This window comes from Chryseobacterium arthrosphaerae, assembly GCF_001684965.1.
GTDB lineage: Bacteria > Bacteroidota > Bacteroidia > Flavobacteriales > Weeksellaceae > Chryseobacterium > Chryseobacterium arthrosphaerae.
This window is the reverse complement of the sequence record NZ_MAYG01000031.1, coordinates 249,504-270,832: the sequence shown is the minus strand read 5'-3', so window position 1 is coordinate 270,832 and position 21,329 is coordinate 249,504. Positions and strand designations below refer to the sequence as shown.

Sequence of the window (21,329 nt, the reverse complement as noted above, 5' to 3'; positions counted from 1 at the left end):
GCCTGCGGTATGACAAAGGGAGTGGATATACTTTGCGTGTGGTGATTTGTGTTTCTAAGTTTGGGCTAAAGCCAATGGAATTTATTCTTTTTGATGAGAACGGGCTAAAGCCCGTTCCTATTGAATACTGTATGTCCGTGTATTGATTTTCCCGGGAGGTCATATTATATTTACTATTTTCTTACAATAGCCTGAGTGCTGATAAATAATACTATAAAAAAGCTAGGAGCAGATTAGCAGATTTTTAATCAAAATAAAAATACCCGGGTACAATTATACCGGGTATTCGTTATTTATATAGTGTATCTATTACTTCTCTTCTTTATAAATCGAGCTTAAAAATTCTGCATAAGATTTTTCAAGTCCTATAATATCTCCTGATTTTAGATTTAAACCTCCTGTACCGGACGTATCTGATTTTACTTTTAAGGATGAAATTTGAAAATAAACTGTTTCGTCACCTGCTTTCGGCTGGATTTTGATGGTGGATCCTAAAAGTTTTCTGGTTGAAATGGTATACACTTCTCCAGGAACAGTCTTAAGTTTTAAAAATGATCTTGGAGAAACAGTATAGGTCTGTCTATTGATGCTTATTTTCTGGTCTTTATCTGAAGATGCAAATATATACATCTCACCACGCTGAGCATCCAGGTTTTCTTTCGGTGTATAATATAATGCAATCTTATAGTTAGCCGCATTGAATGGCAGTGGAGTTCCGTCAACATTTTCAAAAGGTTTCACAGTAAATGTATTGGCACCAATTTCTTTTGCTTTTTTATAGATCATGGAGAATACTGCTGCGTCATCTTTTGAAAAACCCTGAACTTCCACTTCTCCTAAATAAACAGCATCTGCAGCTGCATCTTCTTTTTTATAAAGGAATTTATCTTTATTGTCATTTGTTTTTTCAACCTTGGACAGATAAACATTCTGGGCATTCCAAAGCTGTACACACAATACGGAAAGGATAATGGCTATATTTTTCATATCAGTTTAGATTGTGCAAGTGTTTCAACACATTCTTCAAGGCTGTTCTCCCAATGTTTAGGTTCTATTTTATAAGTCTCTTCAATTTTATCCAGAGACATGGTACTTCTCACAGGCCTTTTTGCCGGTGTCGGGTACTGTTCTGTGGTTAAAGGATTCAGTTTTATAGAAGATTTTGAAAATTCTGCAATTTTTTGGGCAAATTCAAACCAGGTTGTTTCCGGATAGTTTGAAAAATGAAATATTCCATAGGTCTTTTCCGGGGTCTGAATGATTTCCATGATTGCTTCTGCAAGGTCATTGGCATTTGTAGGCTGCCCATACTGATCAGCCACAATTCCCAATTCGTTTTTCTGAGCGAAAAGGTTTAGCATCGTTTTCACAAAATTCTTATTGAACTCAGAGTATAGCCATGAGGTTCTCAGAATAATTGTGTGAGGGTTTATTTCCAGGGCAAGCTCCTCTCCTTTTCTCTTGGAAGCACCATATACTCCTATAGGATTGGTAAAATCGTCTTCTGAATAGGGAAGATTGGTATCTCCGTCAAATACATAATCTGTAGAAACATGGATCAAAACAGCTTTATAATCTGCACAGGCCTGGGCAAGGAAAGCCACTCCATCAGCATTTACTGCAAAAGCTTTATCTTTTTCAGTTTCGGCAAGATCAACTGCCGTATACGCTGAAGCATTGATACAGTAATCAGGTTTATTATTGTAAAAGAAATCATTGACCTGGCTTTCATCTGTAACATCTAATACAGACGAATCTGTGAATATGAATTCGTAATCAAGCTCAAAATCAGGGGCTATCTTTCGAATACAGTTTCCCAACTGTCCATTACTTCCTATTACTGCTATTTTTTTCATTTATTATATTATTAATTTTTAATTGATCAAGAGATTCTTTTGTGAAACGTCCTTAAGAGTTCTTTGCATTTTGAGATCTTAAAAACTTAACTCTTGACTGAAAATCTTTCTGTATTAAATCCACATAAAATTTATCAAATATTTCTTTTATTTCTTCAGGATGTACTTCGGATCTTCTTGTTTTTACATTAAAATAAATAACAGTTACCCAAAGCACGGCATGAATTGTTTTTTCATCCAGACTTTTCATTAAGATTTCCACTTTGGCAGTTCTGTCCTGTATATCGATGGTTTTACTGCTGATCACTACCTGCGTATTGTATCTTACTTCTTTTAAATAGGCAATTTCGTTTTGAATGGCGATCCATGTACAACCGGTTTTCTTGGTATACTCCTCATAGGTAAATCCATAAAAGGTTTCTACATGATCTTCTCTGGCATTAAACATATAATCCAGATATTTCACGTTATTCAAATGTCCGATCGGATCACAGTCACTAAATCTGACTTTTACCGTCGTTGATACTTCTTTTTCCATTCCGCAAAAATAAAAAAACCGCCTCTAATAGAGACGGTTGGTTTTATAAATCTTTGTTAATTTGCAGAAATTATTGAATTCCCAGCTCTTTCTTTACCGCTGCTGTTGCATCTGTTCCGGCTTTGTAAAGGAACGCAGGAGAGTTTGCATCCATAACGTACTCGTATCCGTTTGCTTTAGATACCTTTTCTACAGCATCATTTAATTTTTTCTCAATAGGACCGAACACTACTTCTTGCTTAGCCTGAAGATCTTTTTGAGCTTTTTCCTGCATTTGAGCTATTTCTTCCTGAATTTTTTGTAATTCTGCTTCTCTAGCTTTGTTTTCGTCTGCAGTTTTCTTAGGTGCTTCTTCTGTATATTGCTTTAATTTAGCTTGTCCTGCATCTGCTTTCTTCTTAATCTCAGCTTGTTTTGTATCTAAGAATGTCTTAAGGTCAGCATCTGCTTTTTTCTTTTCAGGCATAGCATTAAGAACTCCCAATACATCTAAAGTAGCAATTTTTTGAGCTTTCGCCATACCTACCGATACAACCATCATCACTGCTGCAAATAATACACTTAATTTTTTCATAATTGGTAAATAAATAATTTAATTTGTTTTTAGATTTTAAATTGAAGTAAAAGTTAATTTTAAAAATTACTTTTTACTTTTATTACTTGTTTTCTCCTTCTTATCCGTTCCTTTCAATAAAATAGTCAACACTTTTTCTGTGTAATCATATTTTCCCTGAAGAAAAATAACACTAATGTTATTGCTTTTATCAAGAACTATGCCCAATCCATTTTTTTCAGACATTGTTTTGATAGCTCCCCAGATCTGATCCTGAAACGGCTGAACAAGATTCGTTCTGAGCTTTGTGATTTCACCATTGGCTCCAAAACGTAAACTGGTCGTTGTTTTGATATTTTTATCCAGATCTACAACTTCTTTTTCTCTCAGTTTGAGCTGATCTCCAATCAACAATACTTTTTCACTTTCAAATGCTGCTTTTTTACGTTCGTATTCTGTCTGCAGATTCTGAAGTTCGGACTGCCAGGTATCAATCTGAGCATTGAGCCTCGCCTCAGCTTCTTTATACTGAGGTAATTTATTCAAAATCTCATTGGTATCCACTACTCCTATTTTCTGAGCATTGCCCAATCCGAAGGATAAGAGTAATACGAATGCGAAAATTATTTTAAAGTGCTTCATATTGTATCATTATAAAGTTTGGTTCATCAGGAAGTGGTTACGCCATCCTGATTTTTCTCCTGATATCGTTTTGTCTAATCCAAGTGCAAAGTCGAATCCGATTAATCCAAATGCACCCATATATACTCTTACCCCTATCCCTACTGATCTTTTCAGCTGGAACGGACTGTAAGAACTCCATGAATTCCATACGTTACCTCCTTCAGCAAATGTCAATGCATAGATTTTTGCTGTCTGATTCATTGAAATCGGATATCTTAATTCTAAAGTAAATCTGTTATAGATTGTTCCCCCACCTCTTTGGGTAATGTCTTCTGCAAGACCTCCTTCAGTTGAGGCATTTTCATATCCTCTTAACGGAATCAATTCTCTACCGTCATATCTACCTCCGAAAAGTCCTGTACCTCCCATATAGAATCTTTCAAATGGCGGTGCTCCCAGTTTACTGTTATATCCATCCATGAATCCCATTTCTGCAGAGGATCTCAATACAAGTTTACCGATGATTTCGTTATAAACATCTGCTTTGAACTTGATCTTATAGAATTCCATCCACTTATACTTATCAACAGGTTTCATCGCATCGTAATCTTTTTTACCAAACAATGAATATGGCGGAGTCAGTTTTGCGGAAAGCTCTACATTGGATCCCATAGTAGGGAAAATAGGGTCAATCCCGGCTGAGTTTCTGCTTAATCCCAAGTTGATACTAAAGTTGTTGGCAGAACCGTTATTTTCTGTAGTATCCCCAAACTGGAACGGATAGTTATTAAAGTCGTACTTCTGGAACTGAAGACCGGTGTATAATGAGAAATAATCATCCGGCCAGTTCAACAATCTGTTCAGACCTGCTGATGCAGAGAAAATATTCAGTTTCTGAGCATATCCGTACTGGTCTGAATATCTTACTCTTGAGTTATTCAAACTAACAGACAGGGATGTTTGTCTTGTACCAAATAGCCAAGGTTCTGTAAATGAAACTCCATAGTTCTGGAAATACTGCCCGGCCTGAACCTGAATGGAGAAAGTTTGCCCGTCTCCCTGAGGTACCGGTTTAAAGTCTTTAAACTTCAGGAAGTTCTTTAATGAGAAGTTATTGAACGTAAGTCCTAACGTCCCAATGAAGCTGTTCCCTCCATATCCGGCCTGTAACTGCACCTGGGAAGATCCTTTTTCTACGAGCTTCCAGTTGATATCTACAGTATTATCTGCCTGATTGGGCTGGATATCCTGTCCGATCTGCTGAGGGTCAAAGAAAGACATCCCCGCAAGATCGAAATATGTTCTTTTGATTTCGGTCTTCTTGAATAATTCACCCGGTTTTGTTCTCAGTGCTCTGAGAATTACGTGGTCATGAGTGGTTGTATTTCCCTGCCATGTCACTTTATTCCAGCTGGCCTGCTCTCCTTCATTAATTCTGATCTCCAGGTTTACCGCATCACCATTTACTGATTTTTCAACAGGTGTTACGTTGGAGAAAAGATAACCGTTGTTCATGTAAACGGATTTAATATCGGAATCATCTTCTTTACCACCGTCTTCACCAACTTTTTTGTTGAATCCTACCGCATCGTAAATATCTCCTTTTTTATATCCTAATAATCTCTGTAAATATTCTGTAGCATACACCGTATTCCCGGTGAATGTGATATCACCGATATAATACTTTTTACCTTCGTTCAGTTTTACATTGATCTCGTAGTTGTTTCTTTTATTTCTCCACACGGAATCTGAAACGATCTTGGCGTCTCTATACCCTAAGGAGTTGTAATAACTGATAAGACTCTGTTTATCTTCCTGATATTTATCTTCGATGAATTTTGAAGATTTAAGAATACCACCGATTCCGAAACGTTTTTGTTTGGTTTCTTTAAAGGCTTTGTTTCTAAGTTTGCTATCGGTCACATTTTCGTTTCCTTCGAATTCAATATGATCGATTTTGATTCTTTTCCCTTTATCTACATTGATCGTCCAGTCTACTAACGCCGGATCTCCTGCATTTACTTTATCCTGAATGGTGATTTTGGCATCTGCAAAACCTTTCTTGATATAGTCTTTCGGGATATTGGTCTTCAGACTTGATACCAGGTTTTGAGTGATCTTGGTTCCCGGCTTAAGGTTATTATCCTTAGCCAATTTTTCATTTTTAGATTTACCAATGCCTTTTCCTGTAAATTTCACTTCACCAAGTTCTTTCAGGTCTTCCAGGTAAAACCTTAAGACTACAGTCTGCCCTTCAATGCTTTGAACATAAACTTCCACTTCAGAAAAGGATTGGGTATCCCAAAGCTTTTTAACAGCATTACTGATTTTCTGTCCCGGAATGTCTACACTTTCACCTTTGGTCAATCCTGTAAATCTCAGAATCTGAGCTGGTGTGTATTTTTTTACCCCATCTACAACGATGTCTTTAAGCGTATAGGTGCCTGCCTCATTTTCTGCGTGTACAGCATTATTTACTTTTGTGCTGTCTTGTGGAGTTACTTGTCCATAAAAATGTGCAGAAGCAGCAAACATAATGATGGGTAATAGTCTAAACTTCATTTTATCGAGTCTTTCTTTTCTTTAAATTTATTGGCCTTGTATCTGCTCTCCGGTCATTCCGTATCTTCTTTCTTTGTTTTGATAATCAACAATACACTGGAAGAAGATATCTTTGGTGAAGTCCGGCCATAGAACGTTTAAAAACTGTAATTCCGCATAAGCGATCTGCCAAAGTAGGAAATTGCTGATTCTAATTTCCCCGCTGGTTCTGATCAACAGGTCTACAGGAGGAAAATCTTTGGTATAAAGGTAATTTTCGAATAATTGTTCGTCAATATTCTCTATGTCTACTTTTCCTTCTTTTACATCAGCACTTATATTCTTTACGGCGTTCAGGATTTCATTTTGTGAGCCATAGCTAATCGCTAATACAAGGTTTCCTTTTGTGTTTTCTTTTGTAAGATCTACCACACGCTGCAATTGTTCTCTTACCAGAGCAGGTAATTTTTCAAGATTTCCTATTACATGCATTCTCAATCCTTTGCTGAAGATCTCTTCTGCCTCAAGCAGCAGTGTTTCTACAAGCAGATTCATAAGTGTATTCACTTCTTCAGTAGGACGGCTCCAGTTTTCTGAAGAAAATGTATACAGTGTTAAATAGGGGATATTGATCTCATTACAGGCATTAATCGCATTTCTTACAGCATTAATGGCATTTTTGTGACCGAAGGTTCTTTCTTCGCCACGAGATTTTGCCCATCTTCCATTACCATCCATGATGATGGCTACGTGTTTTGGTAAATTCTCAGAATTTATTTTATCTTTAATCAACGACATATTATTCACAATAACATGGAGGTCTTCCGAATGAATACGTGAGTCCCAAACTGAATGTATTCATCCAGTCTTTGGACTTTCCATCTCCAATATTTCTCTTATTAATAAACTCCTGTTCTCTTTCTTTAGAAACTGCATAATAGCTTCCGGACTGCAATAATGAAGCTCCGGTAGCAGGGTCTAAGATATCTGTATTGTAAGAGGTTTTCACATCTTTTTCCAGTATCTTACTGTGATCCAGCTGATCTGTCAGGGTATATCTGAAAGTAGCTTCCGCAAATATAGCCCAGGTATGGTTGAATTTATATTTCAAACCTACCCCAAAAGGAAGATGCATGGTTACTTTTTTCCCTAAGGAATAATCAGCAGTGGTTTTATAGTCCAATTCATTGATCGGAGCCAGCGCTACCCCGTCAGCATCTCTTCTGAAATCATGAACAAGAGTTGCTTTAGGTGCATCAAACATTAAAGCACCGATACCTCCAAAGATATAAGGACTTACCATACTTATCTGCTCATTGTTTACCGGGAAAAAATTGTATTCGAACATTAAGCTTGCCTCATACACGTTGTTTTTCCCAAATGAGTTTCTAATTCTTCTATAATCTTCTTTTGCCGCTTTATCGCTAAACTGAATCTGGTTATATCCTAAATCCAATCTAACAGTCTGATGCGGGTTAAAATTAAATCTGTATAACACACCTCCATAAAAGGGGAATCCCCAATCTGATACTCTGTTTAAATCCAACGGCTTTTGTAAAATATAATTTGTCCTTCCTACATCTCCCACTAGGTTACTCATCCCTAGACGAACTCCCAATTCGTTTCTTTGTGCTTTTACACTTACCACTCCAAGGAAGGCAAGGAAGCTAAACAATAATTTTTTATTCATAAAAGAATATGGATTTATGGTTATTTTAAAATTTAATTTTTGCAAATATAAAACATTTTTATATTAATGATAATCTTAATGTTTAGTTAAAAATAAACAAAAAAACATAATTTGTTATAAAGTAAACGGCAAAGTGTCAAAAATATTCTTTTTTTCATACTATGAAAATAGACAGAGTATGAAAAAACCCCCATTAAATGGAGGTTTAATGCTTTATTTTTTGTTAAAGAATCTCTGTACTCTATTCCTGATTCTGATCAGTAACGGTTCTTTATAATTCTTATCTTCATCGAAATATCCGTAGCCGTAGCCATAGCCGTAACCATAACCGTACCCATAGCCATATCCCTGTTTTGTAGTATAATCATTATAAACAAGACCTAAATTGCTGATTTCATCATTATGATACTTCTCTGTAATAAGTTTCAGCATATACTTTTCTGTATATTCGTGGCGCACAACATAGACGTTGGCATCAGAATATTTCATCAGCTCATAGGAATCGGCTACCAGACCTACCGGTGGGGAATCTATAATAATGAAATCATAGATTTTTTTCAATTCCTCAATAAAGTTAATATTTCTCTGGCTCATCAACAGTTCTGAAGGGTTTGGCGGAATAGGTCCCGAAGTAGCCACATCCAGATTAGGAATTTTGGTTTTATTGACGATCTGATCAATGCTTACTTCCCCAGTCAGATAATTGGATATACCATATTTATTATCGATTTTGAAGTCTCCGAAAATTTTCGGCTTTCTAAGGTCCATCCCCAGGAGGATCGTTTTTTTATCACTCAATCCTATTACAGAAGCAAGGTTGATGGAAATATAAGTTTTTCCTTCTCCTCCGATAGATGATGTTATCAGGATTACTTTTCCTTTATCATCTTCGTTATTCATCAGGAATCTTATATTGGCTCTGATTCCCCTGAAGGCTTCAGATACGGATGATTTCGGCTGCTCAAGAACAGTAAGCATACTTTCATTACTGTTGTTGCCAATGACCCCAAGAAGTGGAATTTTTGTAGCTCCAAGCAGCTCTTTAATATTTCTAATCTTATTATCCAATAGCTCACCAATCAGAATAAACAGCAAAGGAAGGAGCAACATCCCTGAAATAATAGCTATTTTAGCCATTTTGATATTGGGAGCAATTGGTCCCTGCCCTAGGTTTTTGGCCGGGTCTATCACCGTAATATCAGATTTATTGGTTGCTACGTTCAGCTGCGTTTCATTCTGTCTTCCCAACAAGCTATTATAGGTAGCCTCAATGATATTATATCCTCTTTCTGCATCCAGATATTTTCTTTCTTTTTCAGGATAAGAGGCTAAATCTAAATTGGCATCGGCTACCGCACGGTCTATTTTGCTGATTTCATCATAATATTTTGTGTAATAATTTCTCAGACTGCCGGACGAGCCCATTTTTGCTTCGTTGATGAGCCTGTTGATCTCTTTCATAGGTTCTGACGAAGGCTTATAAATTGTTGCCATTTCCTGTCTTTTTGCATACAGCGCTTTAAGTTCTGCAATGGTAGCGGTAAACATTCCATCTTCAAAACCGGCGGCATTGGTGGCAATCATCTTCTCAAAATTCTGTGACTGAAGTGTATTTCTGATGTTATCCAGGGAATTGATCTTGCTTAGGATATCCGCTTTTTTCCCTTCAAGCTCTTTTATTTTTTCCAGAGATTTTTCGTCTCTGTCTTTAATGTTATAAAGCTTTTCCGTTGTTTTCAGATAATTCAGAACCGCAGCACTTGAATCTAATTTTTTACGAATATTATCCAGGTTACCCTGCAGATAAGTTTCTGTATTTTTATTGACAATGTTTTTGTCTTCAAGTCTTTTTTTCTGTAATTCATTGACAGATTTATTCAAAAAGTTTACAGTACTGTTAAGATTGTACCCTTTTTTAGTAATGATCATGATCGTGGAAATCTCCTTATCAAAATCCACACCTACGGTAGATACAATATCATTAACTCCCTGATTAACCGAGCTTAAACTTACAATAATGTTATCAAGTTTAATATTCGGAAGTACAGGGTTCTGAACCAACTTAAATCTCAGATTAGGGGAGGTATACCATTCATTTATTTTAATAATCTTATTCGCAGGTCTTGCGTAAGCATTAATATTCTGAAAGCCTTCGCTCTCATAGCTATACAGATTGGTAGATTGGCCTTCCTCCGGCAAAATCACTTCATAGGCGCCATTACCTTTTGGTATCAGCGTGATAGGATAATTGATCTGCTGAAGATGTTTCTTGTCAATTTCAAGAAAAATAGGGGAATCATTCTTATCCAGATAGGTAGATTTAATTACTCCTTTAGTAGAGTAATTGACAAAAAGCCCTAATTCTTTCACCAAAAATTCATTATGTGATCTGGAAAGAAGCATTTTCTTCAGATAAACTCCATCCTGATTTCCTCCCTGGCCCCAGATAAAGTTAATAGACTGGTTCGGGGTGAAATAACTTGAAGTATTATTGGAAATACTTAAAGACAGGTTGGAAGCATATATGTTCTGCGCATAATATTTACTGTACACCCAAGAAATGGCATACCCAATAAGCAGCATAAAAGCAAACCAATACCAGTTTTTAAGGATTCTTCTTAAAAAGTGTTCTATATCAAACAATGCAAACGACCCATACTTTTCTTTCAGGGCTTCGTTTTTTCCTACTTGTGTATCTTTTCCTGGAATCATAGGATTAAAGATTTTTTAGAAGTAAATAAATCGACAACGCAGTAGTAATTACCGAAACACCTGTAGTTAAAGTCTGAATAGGATCTTTTCCAAATCCGTTCAAGCTTTTCGCTCTTGTATTCAGATAGATTTCATCACCATTCTGTACGTAATAATAAGGAGAATTCATAAGATCCTCACGGGTAAGATCTATTTTGGCAATTTTAATTCCTTCCGGAAGTTTTCTGTGAATCACCACTTCTTTTTTATCAATGGTCCTGTTCAGTCCTCCATTGATTGCCAAAGCTTCAGTAATGGTAAGGGTATTTTTGTGTGCTACTTTTTCTCCGGAAAGTCCTGTTGTTTCTACATCTCCGAGAATATAATATGTAATTCCGTCAGTATTCAGTCTGACTTCGGATTTTCCTTCCTGGAAGTTTTCGTTGACTTTCTGCTGGATTTCTTTTGTAATATCATCAAGGGTTCTTCCTTCTGCTTTTACATATCCTATTCCAAAAATATTGATATCACCGTTGGAGTCAACTTTCAGGCCGTTAAAGTAGAAGTTCATATTTCCGCCCCGGGATCCGGCTCCACCGCCGTTTGCTCCGCCTCCTACTCCTCCGCCTCCAGATAAAGCAGAACTTATTCCAATTCCGGCGTTTAATCCTCCGGAAGTGTTGTAAGAAGAGTAGAACTGTGCAGCATCTCCTTTGGGAGTTGTTACAATATTCAGGTTGAGAATATCATTTTTTGTAATCCTGTACACAGGAATGTTGTAGGGAACAAGACCTTCTTCGTTGATGACAAGACTTTCGCTTGGCTGCAGATACCTCACATCTTTTGTTGTGATGCATGAGGTCACTAAAAAAGGTAATATTAAAAATAAATACTTAAAGTTCTTCATCATATTTGAATATTGTTTACAAAAGTAATATTTAATTGTTAATTTTTGTTATTTCTTAACCGATATAGCAAATCCGGGAGATAGGCCCCGAAAAAACCCAGTGCTACAACAATTAAAAGAAGCAAGTTTACATTAATGTGTCTGAAATAATAAGCAACTGCTACGATCATCAGATAATAGAGAATGATGTAAAAGGTAGATCTCCTGTGCGTAAGATCTAATTTCAGAAGTTTATGGTGAATATGGTTCTTATCCGCATCAAATGGTGATTTTTTATTATAAAGCCTCACCATAATCACGTTCAGGGTATCTACAATCGGAAGAATAAGAATGGCAACTGCTACCACAGGTGCAGACTGCAGATGGTATCTCGGCACGTCAATCAGTTTTTTATCAATAAAAATATCAATAAAACAAATAGAAGTAAAGGCCAGCAAGAAACCCAGCAGCATAGAGCCGGTGTCTCCCATAAATATTTTATTGGTCCTGTAATTTGAAAGATTGTAATACAAAAATGCCAGTACAGTTCCTATAATAATCACAGACAGCACTACCAAAGGATAATTGTACTCCCCCAACCTGTAATAACTTATCCCGAACAAGGCACTGCAGATCACCGAATATCCTCCGGCCAGCCCATCTATACCGTCAATAAGATTGAAAGCATTGATCAGGATAATAAAAGTAATGATGCTGAAAAGGACACTTACAAAATACCCCAGCTCATACACCCCGAATATCCCGAATAAGCTTCTGATCCTGATATCTGAACCGATCACCACCAATGAAGACACCACAATTTGTGCAACCAGCTTCTTATAAGCCCTCATCACAACAATATCATCCATTACTCCTACATACAGCAGGATAATAAACGAAGCAAACAGAAACTTATAGAGATCAAAAAGCTCGTACGCAAAGATAGATGCACAGATCCCGATGGAATAAAATATGGCAATACCTCCCAGATTGGGAATTTTTCTAAGGTGAGAACTTCTTATTCCCGGCTCATCCATAAGATTTTTTCTTCTGGAAATCTTTACGATAGTAGGAATAGAGAAAAAAGTAATTAAAAAGGAGAACACGAAACTCAATCCTACCTTCACATAGAAAATAGGTATCCCCGACCCGCTTAAGAACAATTCAAAATTTTTCATTCTTTTCTTATCCAGCACTTGTATCTCCCATGAAAATTAAAATGCTGTCTTATAAAAATAAGCTCCGGCATCCATTTTCTATTGATCGAAACAATAGTACTTACATTTGTGTTTATATTAATTTTCTTATCAGTTTTTTCTGTCCGGCAAAAAATAACAGATAAAAAATCTTTTTTTTCAATGGCAAAGATAAAAGATAATTTTTACCAAAACGACTATAGTTCAATATATCTTGAATTTTTATTTGTCTTTCTCTCATGAAAGCAGACAGCTCATCTGACATTTTGTAAAATAAGTCCTCTTTTTTCACAAACGCCAGATATGCCAGGAAAGAATAGACCCCTTCAAATATCTGAAAATTTTTCAGTTCTTCTTTTTTGTGGGAATATTTTGATTCGCCAAAAGCCTGTTCTACATCCATTACCGCCTTCAGCATATCAAGCCCTTTCTCTGTGTGAGTCCGGGTAATGGAATCTGAACGCTCCAGGTACTGATAATGGTAGTTCTGGGTCTGTGCAATGGCATCACACTCCAGCAATAGCTGAGGAATCAGCTGTATATCTTCAAAATGAACGCCTTTCTTGAATCTTTTCTGATCAAAAAGCTCTTTTTTAAACAGTTTATTACAGGCAAAATAACTGACATCGGCAAAAACCGAAAAATTATTTTCAAGGATAATACGCTCCGGCATATTGGGTAACTGGGTCAGTTTTTGGGTAACCTTTCCGTTTTCATCTACTTTCCGGATGTTGCAGATGACCATTTTAGCCTGATGTTTTTCAGCCAGAAGATGCATTTCTTCAAACATCGTCTCCGTCACATAATCGTCACTATCCACAAAACCTATATAATCTCCCGTTGCCTTGTCAATTCCGAAATTACGGGCATCACTTAAGCCCCCGTTCTCTTTATTGAAGGCTTTTATTTTCTCAGGATACTGCTGAGCATATTGTTGAATAATTTCTTCAGATTTATCTTTACTTCCATCATTCACCACAATGATTTCAATATCCTGCAGACTCTGCCCAATGAGAGAATCGAGGCATTTTGTCAGATAATTTTCGACATTATAAACGGGAACAATGATGGAAACTTTTGAGGGAACTTGTGTCATACATTAAATTTTCGTCAGTCGTGCATTCAGCCAGCCTTTTTTAGCTTCATCAAAGTCTTTTCTGGAACACGGAATACAGTTCTCTATATTTTCGTCATCACCAAAATACCACAGATTGCTGAAAGTATCACGCTTGAATGCGTATTGCCTGTCATCAATCAGGACATAAAACAATTCATAATGTCTTTCTTTCGGATGGGTATGCTGGATATTGATTCCTTCGATCAGATACCAGAGCATCTGTGCTAAAAGCTGATGGTTCAGCTGATTTTCCGAATAAATATTATAATTAAAGATCCCTACGGATTTCAGGTTTTCACTGAGGCCGATCTCTTTCATATAAGCACAGATTTCTCTTCTGTTTAAACCATTGACCTGCGGATTCATAGAAAAAGGTTCACTGAAGCTCTCAACAGCATCGCAATTTAGCGTCACCAGATCTGCTTTTCTGAAGAAAGGCTCTGTTTTTTCAGTAGAATTCATCATTTCTGCAAGACGGATAATATCAAACTCCACTTCTTTGATCAATCTTACGGAATCCATCTCATTGAGGTGTTTCTGATAACCCAGATGATGATAATTTCTAATGGAGAAATTCTTGGCTCCGAAAATCTTGCTTAAAAAGGTATATTCATTGATCGTTTCTCCCTGTTGAAGAGAAATGATATTACTGATCTGGGTATAATTGATGCTTTTGTTGTGAAAATTCAGTGCAGAAAATAATGAAAAAGCAAAATCATTGGAACCTCCGATGATCACAGGAATTGCTCTTTTATAATGGCATGCCGACAGTACTTCCTGCAGGATATAATGGGTATCCTGAACAGATTTCCCCGATACCAGATCGCCAAGATCTACAACAGGAATTTCGAAGTCCATCTGCGAAAGTTTATAAAATTCCTTTCTTACTGCCGTGAAATCCTGCACTTCTGCGTCCCCGCCCGCTCCTCTGTAATCAGAAACAAATAACAGCACAATACTGTCTTCCCTGATAACTTTTGTAATCCGACTTCCTATCTGCCAGCTTTCTGTTTTGAAATTTCTTGGTGAAATGATAAAGTCTTCAAAATCCATATTTTAATTTGAAATATAATAATTGATAATTTGCTTGATGTAACAAACATACAAAAAAACACCGCAACTGAACAGGCTATGACTGGTTTTGTTCATAAAAAAGCCGTTAACAACGATCTGTTAACGGCTTTGTATTATTGTTTTAAGATTACTTCTTTTTAGCTGCCGGTTTCTTTGCGGCTGTTGTTTTTTTTGCAGTGGCTGCCTTTTTGGCGGCAGGCTTTTTCTTTTCTGCAAAGGCATTTTTATCCTGATCGGTGATCCATTTTTTCACCTCATCCAGAGAAACTTCTTTCAGCTCTTCTGCATCATATTTCGTATCATCTTTTTTCTTCGGAATTTTGAACATTGCTTTTCCGAATTTAATGAAAGGTCCCCATCTTCCGTTTTCAATGGAAATTTTTTCTTTTTCCCACTGCTGGATGTACCGGTTGGCTTCTTTTTCCAGTTTAGCATCAATCAGCTCGTTGATATCACTTTGAGAAAGATTGTCAAAGTTATATTTCTTCGGAACGTTTACAAAAATATCCCTGTATTTGATAAACGGCCCGAATCTTCCTGTTCCTTTTGTTACCGGCTCTCCTTTATAGGTTGCAATAGGTGCATCAGCAATTTTCTTTTCACTGATGATTTCCTCTGCACGTTTCTGATCTACGGAAAGCGGATCTTCCCCTTTCGGAATGCTGATATAAGTATCTCCCCATTTCACATAAGGTCCGAATCTGCCAACGCCAACAGATACCGGTTGCCCATCCACTTCACTCAGCTCAAAAGGTAATTTGAAAAGTTCCAGGGCTTCTTCAAAAGTGATGGTGGCAATATTCTGACCGGCCATTAAAGAGGCAAAAATCGGTTTTTCTTCATCATCAGTCTCACCAATCTGAATCATTGCTCCGAATCTTCCGATTCTTGCATGAACATTTTTACCGGTCTTCGGATCAACGCCCAACAGCCTGTCACCTGTTGCACGGTCTGCATTTTCTTCTACATCTTCAATTCTCGGGTGGAATTTTGAGTAGAAATCCGTCATCATTTCTTTCCATTTCTGGTCACCGTTGGCAATTTCGTCAAATCCTTCTTCCACTCTTGCTGTGAAGCCATAATCCAGAATTTCTCTGAAGTTATCGGTTAAGAAATCATTCACCACTTCCCCGATGTCCGTAGGAACGAATTTATTTTTATCACCTCCGAATTTCTCGTCAAGCACCACTTTTTTGATCTTATCTTTTGTTAAAGACATTTTGATCACCTCACGGGTCTGCGGTTCAATTTCACGCTTGTCCACATATTCCCTGTTCTGAATGGTCTGAATGGTTGGTGCATAAGTAGAAGGTCTACCAATCCCTAATTCTTCAAGTTTCCTTACCAGTCCCGCTTCGGTATATCTTGCACTTGGTCTCGTGAATTTCTCGGTAGCAGTAATGGTTTTATAATTTAAAATCTCACCAACTTTTACTTTTGGCAATAGTTTTTCGTTGTTTTCTTCATCATCATCTTCGGTTTTTACGATACCGTAAGCTTTCAGGAAACCATCAAAAATAATGACCTCTCCCTGGGCTTCAAAATGATGAGGCAGTGATGCATTCCCGATCTCAATGACCGTCTTCTCAATTTTGGCATTCGCCATCTGGGAGGCAAGGGTTCTTCTGTAGATCAGCTGGTACAGTTTATTCAGCTGTGCATCTCCTATACTTTTCACGGCAAAATCTGTAGGACGGATCGCTTCGTGGGCTTCCTGTGCCGATGCAGATTTTGTGGTATAATTTCTTGGAGAAGAATATTCTGCTCCGTATTCTGAAATAATTTGTTTTTTAGCTCCTTCAATTGCTTCCTGGGAAAGGTTTACCGAGTCTGTTCTCATATAAGTAATAAACCCTTCTTCATAAAGTCTCTGTGCCAGACGCATGGTACTGGTCACATTATATCCTAATCTTGAAGAAGCCTCCTGCTGTAATGTAGAAGTGGTAAAAGGGGCTGATGCTGAACGTGTACCAGGCTTTGTTTCAACGTTCAGAACTTTGAATTCCGTAGTCTTGGCCTGCTCAAGAAACTTTTCAGCCTGCTCTTCTTTCTCGAAATCTTTTTTTAGTTTGGCAGCAATTTCCTGCTCTGTATTATTTAAGAAGATCCCGTCAAGTTTAAAACTCGCTTTAGGAGTAAACTCACGGATTTCTTTTTCTCTTTCAACAATTAATCTTACGGCTACAGACTGCACTCTTCCTGCAGAAAGTCCTGGTTTTACTTTTTTCCATAAAACCGGAGACATTTCAAAACCTACAATTCTGTCTAACACCCTTCTTGCCTGCTGAGCATTCACCAGGTTCTGATCAATATCTCTTGGGTTTTCAATAGCTTTTAGAATGGCGTTTTTGGTAATCTCATGGAAAACAATTCTTTTTCTGTTTTCCGGCTTCAGTTTCAACTCATCTGCCAGGTGCCATGCAATAGCTTCTCCCTCACGGTCCTCATCGGAAGCAAGCCATACCATATCTGCTTTCTTTACTGCAGCCTTCAATTCGGTTACCAATTTCTTTTTGTCTGCTGAAACTTCGTAATCAGGACTGAATGTGGCAAGGTCTATACCCATTCCTTTTTTAGGAAGATCACGGATATGCCCGAAACTGGATTTCACTTCAAAATCCTTTCCTAAATATTTCTGAATAGTTTTTGCTTTTGCCGGGGACTCTACGATTACTAAATTTTTCGACATTCTAACTAAAAATTTTTGCAAAAGTAAAGCTTTTTTATTATATACTTTTTGTAAAAAGGGTTTAATTTAACAATTGAAGCTGTTTACCAACCGTTCCCGCAACCCTGTATAAAGGGACCAAGTCCTTTGTACTGTATGGTTTAGCCGCTTATTAACGTATAAATATTAATGATATAGAATTTTTCATCAGTTGCCATAGATGCAAAAAATATGCTTCATTACAGGAAGGCGAAACTGCCGGCAAAATCCGCTGTTGTCATTCCTTTTAAACACTTAGCGTTTGATAATTTTTTCAACCGCTTCAGAATTATTGATTCTGATTAAATACACACCTTCACTCAATGATGATACATCGGTTTGATTATTGACAAATTTCCCTGATTTCACAAGCTGACCCAATGCATTATAAATCTGATAATAATAATCTTTGTTTTGCGAGGCTTTTATGTAAAGCGTTCCCAGTACTGGATTAGGATAGAAAGAAATTTTGTCCCCCGTAGTTTTTGCTTCTGCATTCGCCGTGCCCAATGTCTGATTAACAGGTACAATGCCATTTCTTGACACGGGTCCTTCTTCATCCCCATTGGCATCATACTTTATTTTCACGCATCGGCACCCCATTCCAAAATACGGATCATTATTATCATGATAGGCTATAAACCTGTTCGTTGAAGAGGCTGCATGGAAAAGTATATTTACAGGTCTTCCGAGATAATTTGAAGCCAGAGCTCCGGTCCAGACACCAAAATACTGAAAATTGATACTACTGAACGTTCCCTGTGGAGACTGATTCGCAATCACGCTTCTAAATCCCCGTGCTCCGGAATCCGGATAATTACCTATCGGATACGCCGGGTTGCCGAACACATATCCCATGGTAGAAGCATTGGACGGATGTCTGACTCTGGTTCCTGAATAGTCTGCACTTATACTATAAGAAGTTGCTATATTTTTATCTTTTTTATACCAGGGGGTTTGACCGAAATCTGATCCCGAAACCAATGCCACATCCATTACATCCGGAATTCTCCATCCTTCCGGGCAAGGGTCAAACGGGGATTTCTCTCCCCCTCTTCCCCATCTGTCCAGTGCGAGGTTAGGCTCTGTTCCCAGCCAGTCTGTCCCGTTTGTATAGTTAGGTACCGCACTGTTAAAAGGGGCAAAAACACTCGGAATCATATATATCAAAGGATTTTTAACTGAATATGATAATATTTTAGAAATTCTGTCTGCCGATTTATCTGCATCCTGTACTCCGGATGATGCTGCATAGGTATTATAAGGAACAATATAGGTTCCTGACAAATTGTTGTAAACATCGGGAGTAAGCGTGGCATAAGAAACCGTTCCGTTAGCTGCCACTGTTCCTAAAAACAAATTAAAGAAGCTTTTATTATCAATGTTCTGAAATACCGGAAGAGGATCTTTCCTTCCCCATTGATAATGCATTCCTGCAGAAGCCCGTATTCTTGTCAGTTCTTCCGCAGTAGGAGAAAGAGGATTTACCACGTTGGGGAAAACATCCACTGCGCCCATATCACGATCCATAAATGTGGTCTGCAATACAACATCTGCCTTATTTACATAGTTTATATAGTTCACTGCTGTGGCTACCGGAGCTTCAGTTGTATAAGTATAACCGGTGACAGGAGTATCTGTCACCCAGATATGCCAGCTCCAGTATACAGGGGCAGAGATACTGCCGTTATGTAAGGTCACGACGGCATTTCCGCTCTGGTTGGGAGCTATTTCCACGGAGATTCTGGAATTTGCCAGATCCTGAAGTGAAGACGGGGATGCATTAACCATTGAAATTTTACTGATCAGACCGGAATTCGTAGTCCATAGTACATTTGCTTTTAAATTATTAAAATTTGAAGGGTTTAAAATTTCCGTATTATTAAGCAACTGGCTTTGAACCGAAAATGCTTTACTCACAGGTATTTCAATAATGGAAGATGAGCCGCTTTTTACAATCTGATAGGCATTGGGATTACTCAGACCTTCTCTGTATTCTGCTGCGGGAGGTAAATATTCTGTAGGGAAATCATAATCATTCACAACATACAACGGATCTTTGATACACCGGCATCCGTTGGCATCCGAAGTATACATTCCGGAAAGAGGGAAATAGTAATACCTTCCTTTGATATCAGGATAGTTGGGATCAGGAACATCCGGCTGGGTTTTATCCGGGATCATCGACAGCCCTCTCACACTTACCGCCGGTGACGTATCAAAATGCCGGGTCATTGTTGCCGTCCACAAAGCGATATGGTGCTGATCACTATACTGCCCTAAGTGTGCTCCCCTGATCAACTGCCCGGTTCCCGGAAAAATCCCCATATCAGTTCCACCGGCAGCAGAGAGATCGAACCCGATATTGGGATATACTTTAAATCCTGTCATAAACCCGGGAACTCCGGCATCCGTAGGTTTTATAATATGATATTTATTGGTTTCGAAAATATTTTTAGCCATATTTGTTTTGACCCCGAAAGGTGAAAAGTCTATCCGGATATCATCAGTATAGGAAGGAGATGCCAGGTTGGCTACCAATACGGAAGGAATCCGCCAGCCATTCGGACAGGGATCATAAGGAGATTTATCCCGGTAAGGTTTGGCTTTGTCGTCTGTATTATAAGCCGTTTCAATTTTGCCCTGTGCATTATCAGACCAAAGATTAAGTTCAGGAAGTCTGTTATTCGGCAGGCTTGTGGATCTTCCGAACCAATTGACAGGAAGATTGACATTATTATTGTAATAGGCCTGACCTGAATTGTCATCTTTATTCACATAAATAAGGCTCAACGGGTTTTTCACTGCAAGTCTTATATTGCTACTTACTTCAGCGCCGGAAAGTAAAACAAACTTCCTGAGATCATCAATACTTATTGCATTGGTCATATTTTTTGCTCCCCGATGCCTGATGCGGCCTGCCGATCCGGAAACTTCATAGAAGTCATTTCCTCTTGTCACTAAAGGCGGAATGGGATCTTTTCTTCCCCACTGATACAGCAGTCCGATATTTCTGTTCCAGTCTGATGAAGTCATAGAACCCGTTAATGCACCCAAATTTCTGTCCATCCATTTCCAGTCAGAATCCGGGATAGGCTCAACCGTTCCGTCGGCCTTCATTCTTTTAATATTGTTAAAACTTTTGTAAGTGGAGCCATTTGTAGGATCGTCTGTCACCCAGATATGCCAGCTCCAGTAAATCTCACCATTTACCTTCAGGGCTACTACAGCATTTCCTTTTTTCGCTTTATTTATGGGCACTTTTATTTTTGCACTCTGCCCGGAACCCACAATCTCCAAAGTATAATTAGTCCCTGACTTTATCAGCCCATGAGCATCTTCCCATAATACATCTGCCGTCACAGGTCCCGCAGGAATCCCATTGCCATTAAGGTATCCTCCTCCTTCCCACATTGCATATGCTTTTTTTACCGGGATCAACAACCCTTCACTGTTCTGAGCAATATCGAAAATGTAGCTATTGGGAGCTTTTTTCCAATCCGGAATCAGTACTTTAGTTCTATACTTATTGCCCGGTACTACAAGTGAGTCTGCTTTTTTTATGGTTGACACATCATTGAAAGTCCTACCTGAAAGAAAACTCCGTTTTGAAATTATATTTCCTTTAAAACCAACTGCCATTCCTACCAGGCAAATGACTGCCGCCAATTTTTCAGCTAACCGTTTCATACTTATGGATTTGTGTGTCTTTAGCGAAATACAATTTTTAAGCCTTAATCAACAAAAAGAGATTTATTTTATAAATAAATTTAAAATATTTTAATTATGATATTAATATTTCAACATAAAACCCAATAGCATTCATAAAGCAAAACACCTGTATAAAAGAAAAAGA

General features: G+C 37.8%; 15 protein-coding genes. All 15 read right to left on the bottom strand.

Annotated elements, in window-relative coordinates; genetic code table 11:
* Positions 1-309: 309 nt before the first annotated feature.
* The 15 genes from BBI00_RS22165 to BBI00_RS22095 all read right to left on the bottom strand — a co-directional run bounded on the left by BBI00_RS22165 (position 310) and on the right by BBI00_RS22095 (position 21,163).
* Positions 310-987 carry a hypothetical protein gene (locus BBI00_RS22165; protein ID WP_065401007.1) on the bottom strand — a complete coding sequence of 226 codons (678 nt, stop codon included), beginning with the start codon at positions 985-987 and terminating at the stop codon, positions 310-312.
* The gene (gene rfbD / locus BBI00_RS22160; RefSeq protein ID WP_065401006.1) at positions 984-1,856 is read right to left on the bottom strand and encodes a dTDP-4-dehydrorhamnose reductase; all 873 of its coding nucleotides are present in this window, start codon (positions 1,854-1,856) and stop codon (positions 984-986) included. Before rfbD ends, BBI00_RS22165 begins: the two co-directional genes overlap by 4 nt.
* Positions 1,857-1,908: 52 nt before the next feature.
* The gene (locus BBI00_RS22155; RefSeq protein ID WP_065401005.1) at positions 1,909-2,394 is read right to left on the bottom strand and encodes an acyl-CoA thioesterase; all 486 of its coding nucleotides are present in this window, start codon (positions 2,392-2,394) and stop codon (positions 1,909-1,911) included.
* A gap of 70 nt (positions 2,395-2,464) precedes the next feature.
* Positions 2,465-2,968 carry an OmpH family outer membrane protein gene (locus BBI00_RS22150; protein WP_065401004.1) on the bottom strand — a complete coding sequence of 168 codons (504 nt, stop codon included), beginning with the start codon at positions 2,966-2,968 and terminating at the stop codon, positions 2,465-2,467.
* A gap of 66 nt (positions 2,969-3,034) precedes the next feature.
* Positions 3,035-3,589 (bottom strand): OmpH family outer membrane protein, encoded by a 555-nt coding sequence (locus tag BBI00_RS22145; protein WP_065401003.1) that lies wholly within the window; start codon positions 3,587-3,589, stop codon positions 3,035-3,037.
* A gap of 9 nt (positions 3,590-3,598) precedes the next feature.
* Positions 3,599-6,133, bottom strand: coding sequence for an outer membrane protein assembly factor BamA (gene bamA, locus BBI00_RS22140; protein ID WP_065401002.1), 2,535 nt, complete (start codon positions 6,131-6,133; stop codon positions 3,599-3,601).
* Between the two features lie 27 nt (positions 6,134-6,160).
* The gene (locus tag BBI00_RS22135) at positions 6,161-6,910 is read right to left on the bottom strand and encodes an isoprenyl transferase (protein ID WP_065401001.1); all 750 of its coding nucleotides are present in this window, start codon (positions 6,908-6,910) and stop codon (positions 6,161-6,163) included.
* 1 nt (position 6,911) lies between these two features.
* A complete protein-coding gene (gene porG, locus BBI00_RS22130) occupies positions 6,912-7,802 on the bottom strand; it encodes a type IX secretion system protein PorG (RefSeq protein WP_065401000.1) in 891 nt (296 codons plus the stop codon).
* Positions 7,803-8,015: 213 nt separating this feature from the next.
* Positions 8,016-10,514 (bottom strand): exopolysaccharide transport family protein, encoded by a 2,499-nt coding sequence (locus BBI00_RS22125; RefSeq protein ID WP_065400999.1) that lies wholly within the window; start codon positions 10,512-10,514, stop codon positions 8,016-8,018.
* 4 nt (positions 10,515-10,518) lie between these two features.
* Positions 10,519-11,403, bottom strand: a complete 885-nt coding sequence (locus BBI00_RS22120; protein WP_083988619.1) for a polysaccharide biosynthesis/export family protein — start codon at positions 11,401-11,403, stop codon at positions 10,519-10,521.
* Positions 11,404-11,438: 35 nt separating this feature from the next.
* Positions 11,439-12,557 (bottom strand): glycosyltransferase family 4 protein, encoded by a 1,119-nt coding sequence (locus BBI00_RS22115; protein WP_065400997.1) that lies wholly within the window; start codon positions 12,555-12,557, stop codon positions 11,439-11,441.
* Between the two features lie 112 nt (positions 12,558-12,669).
* Complete coding sequence (locus BBI00_RS22110) at positions 12,670-13,671, bottom strand: glycosyltransferase family 2 protein (protein WP_065400996.1); 1,002 nt, start codon at positions 13,669-13,671, stop codon at positions 12,670-12,672.
* Positions 13,672-13,674: 3 nt separating this feature from the next.
* Positions 13,675-14,745: a formimidoylglutamase gene (locus tag BBI00_RS22105; RefSeq protein ID WP_065400995.1), complete on the bottom strand. Its 1,071-nt coding sequence runs from the start codon at positions 14,743-14,745 to the stop codon at positions 13,675-13,677.
* Between the two features lie 148 nt (positions 14,746-14,893).
* On the bottom strand, positions 14,894-17,455 hold the full coding sequence (gene topA / locus BBI00_RS22100) for a type I DNA topoisomerase (RefSeq protein ID WP_065400994.1): 2,562 nt from the start codon (positions 17,453-17,455) through the stop codon (positions 14,894-14,896).
* A gap of 273 nt (positions 17,456-17,728) precedes the next feature.
* Positions 17,729-21,163 carry a T9SS type A sorting domain-containing protein gene (locus BBI00_RS22095; RefSeq protein ID WP_083988618.1) on the bottom strand — a complete coding sequence of 1,145 codons (3,435 nt, stop codon included), beginning with the start codon at positions 21,161-21,163 and terminating at the stop codon, positions 17,729-17,731.
* Between the last annotated feature and the right edge of the window lie 166 nt (positions 21,164-21,329).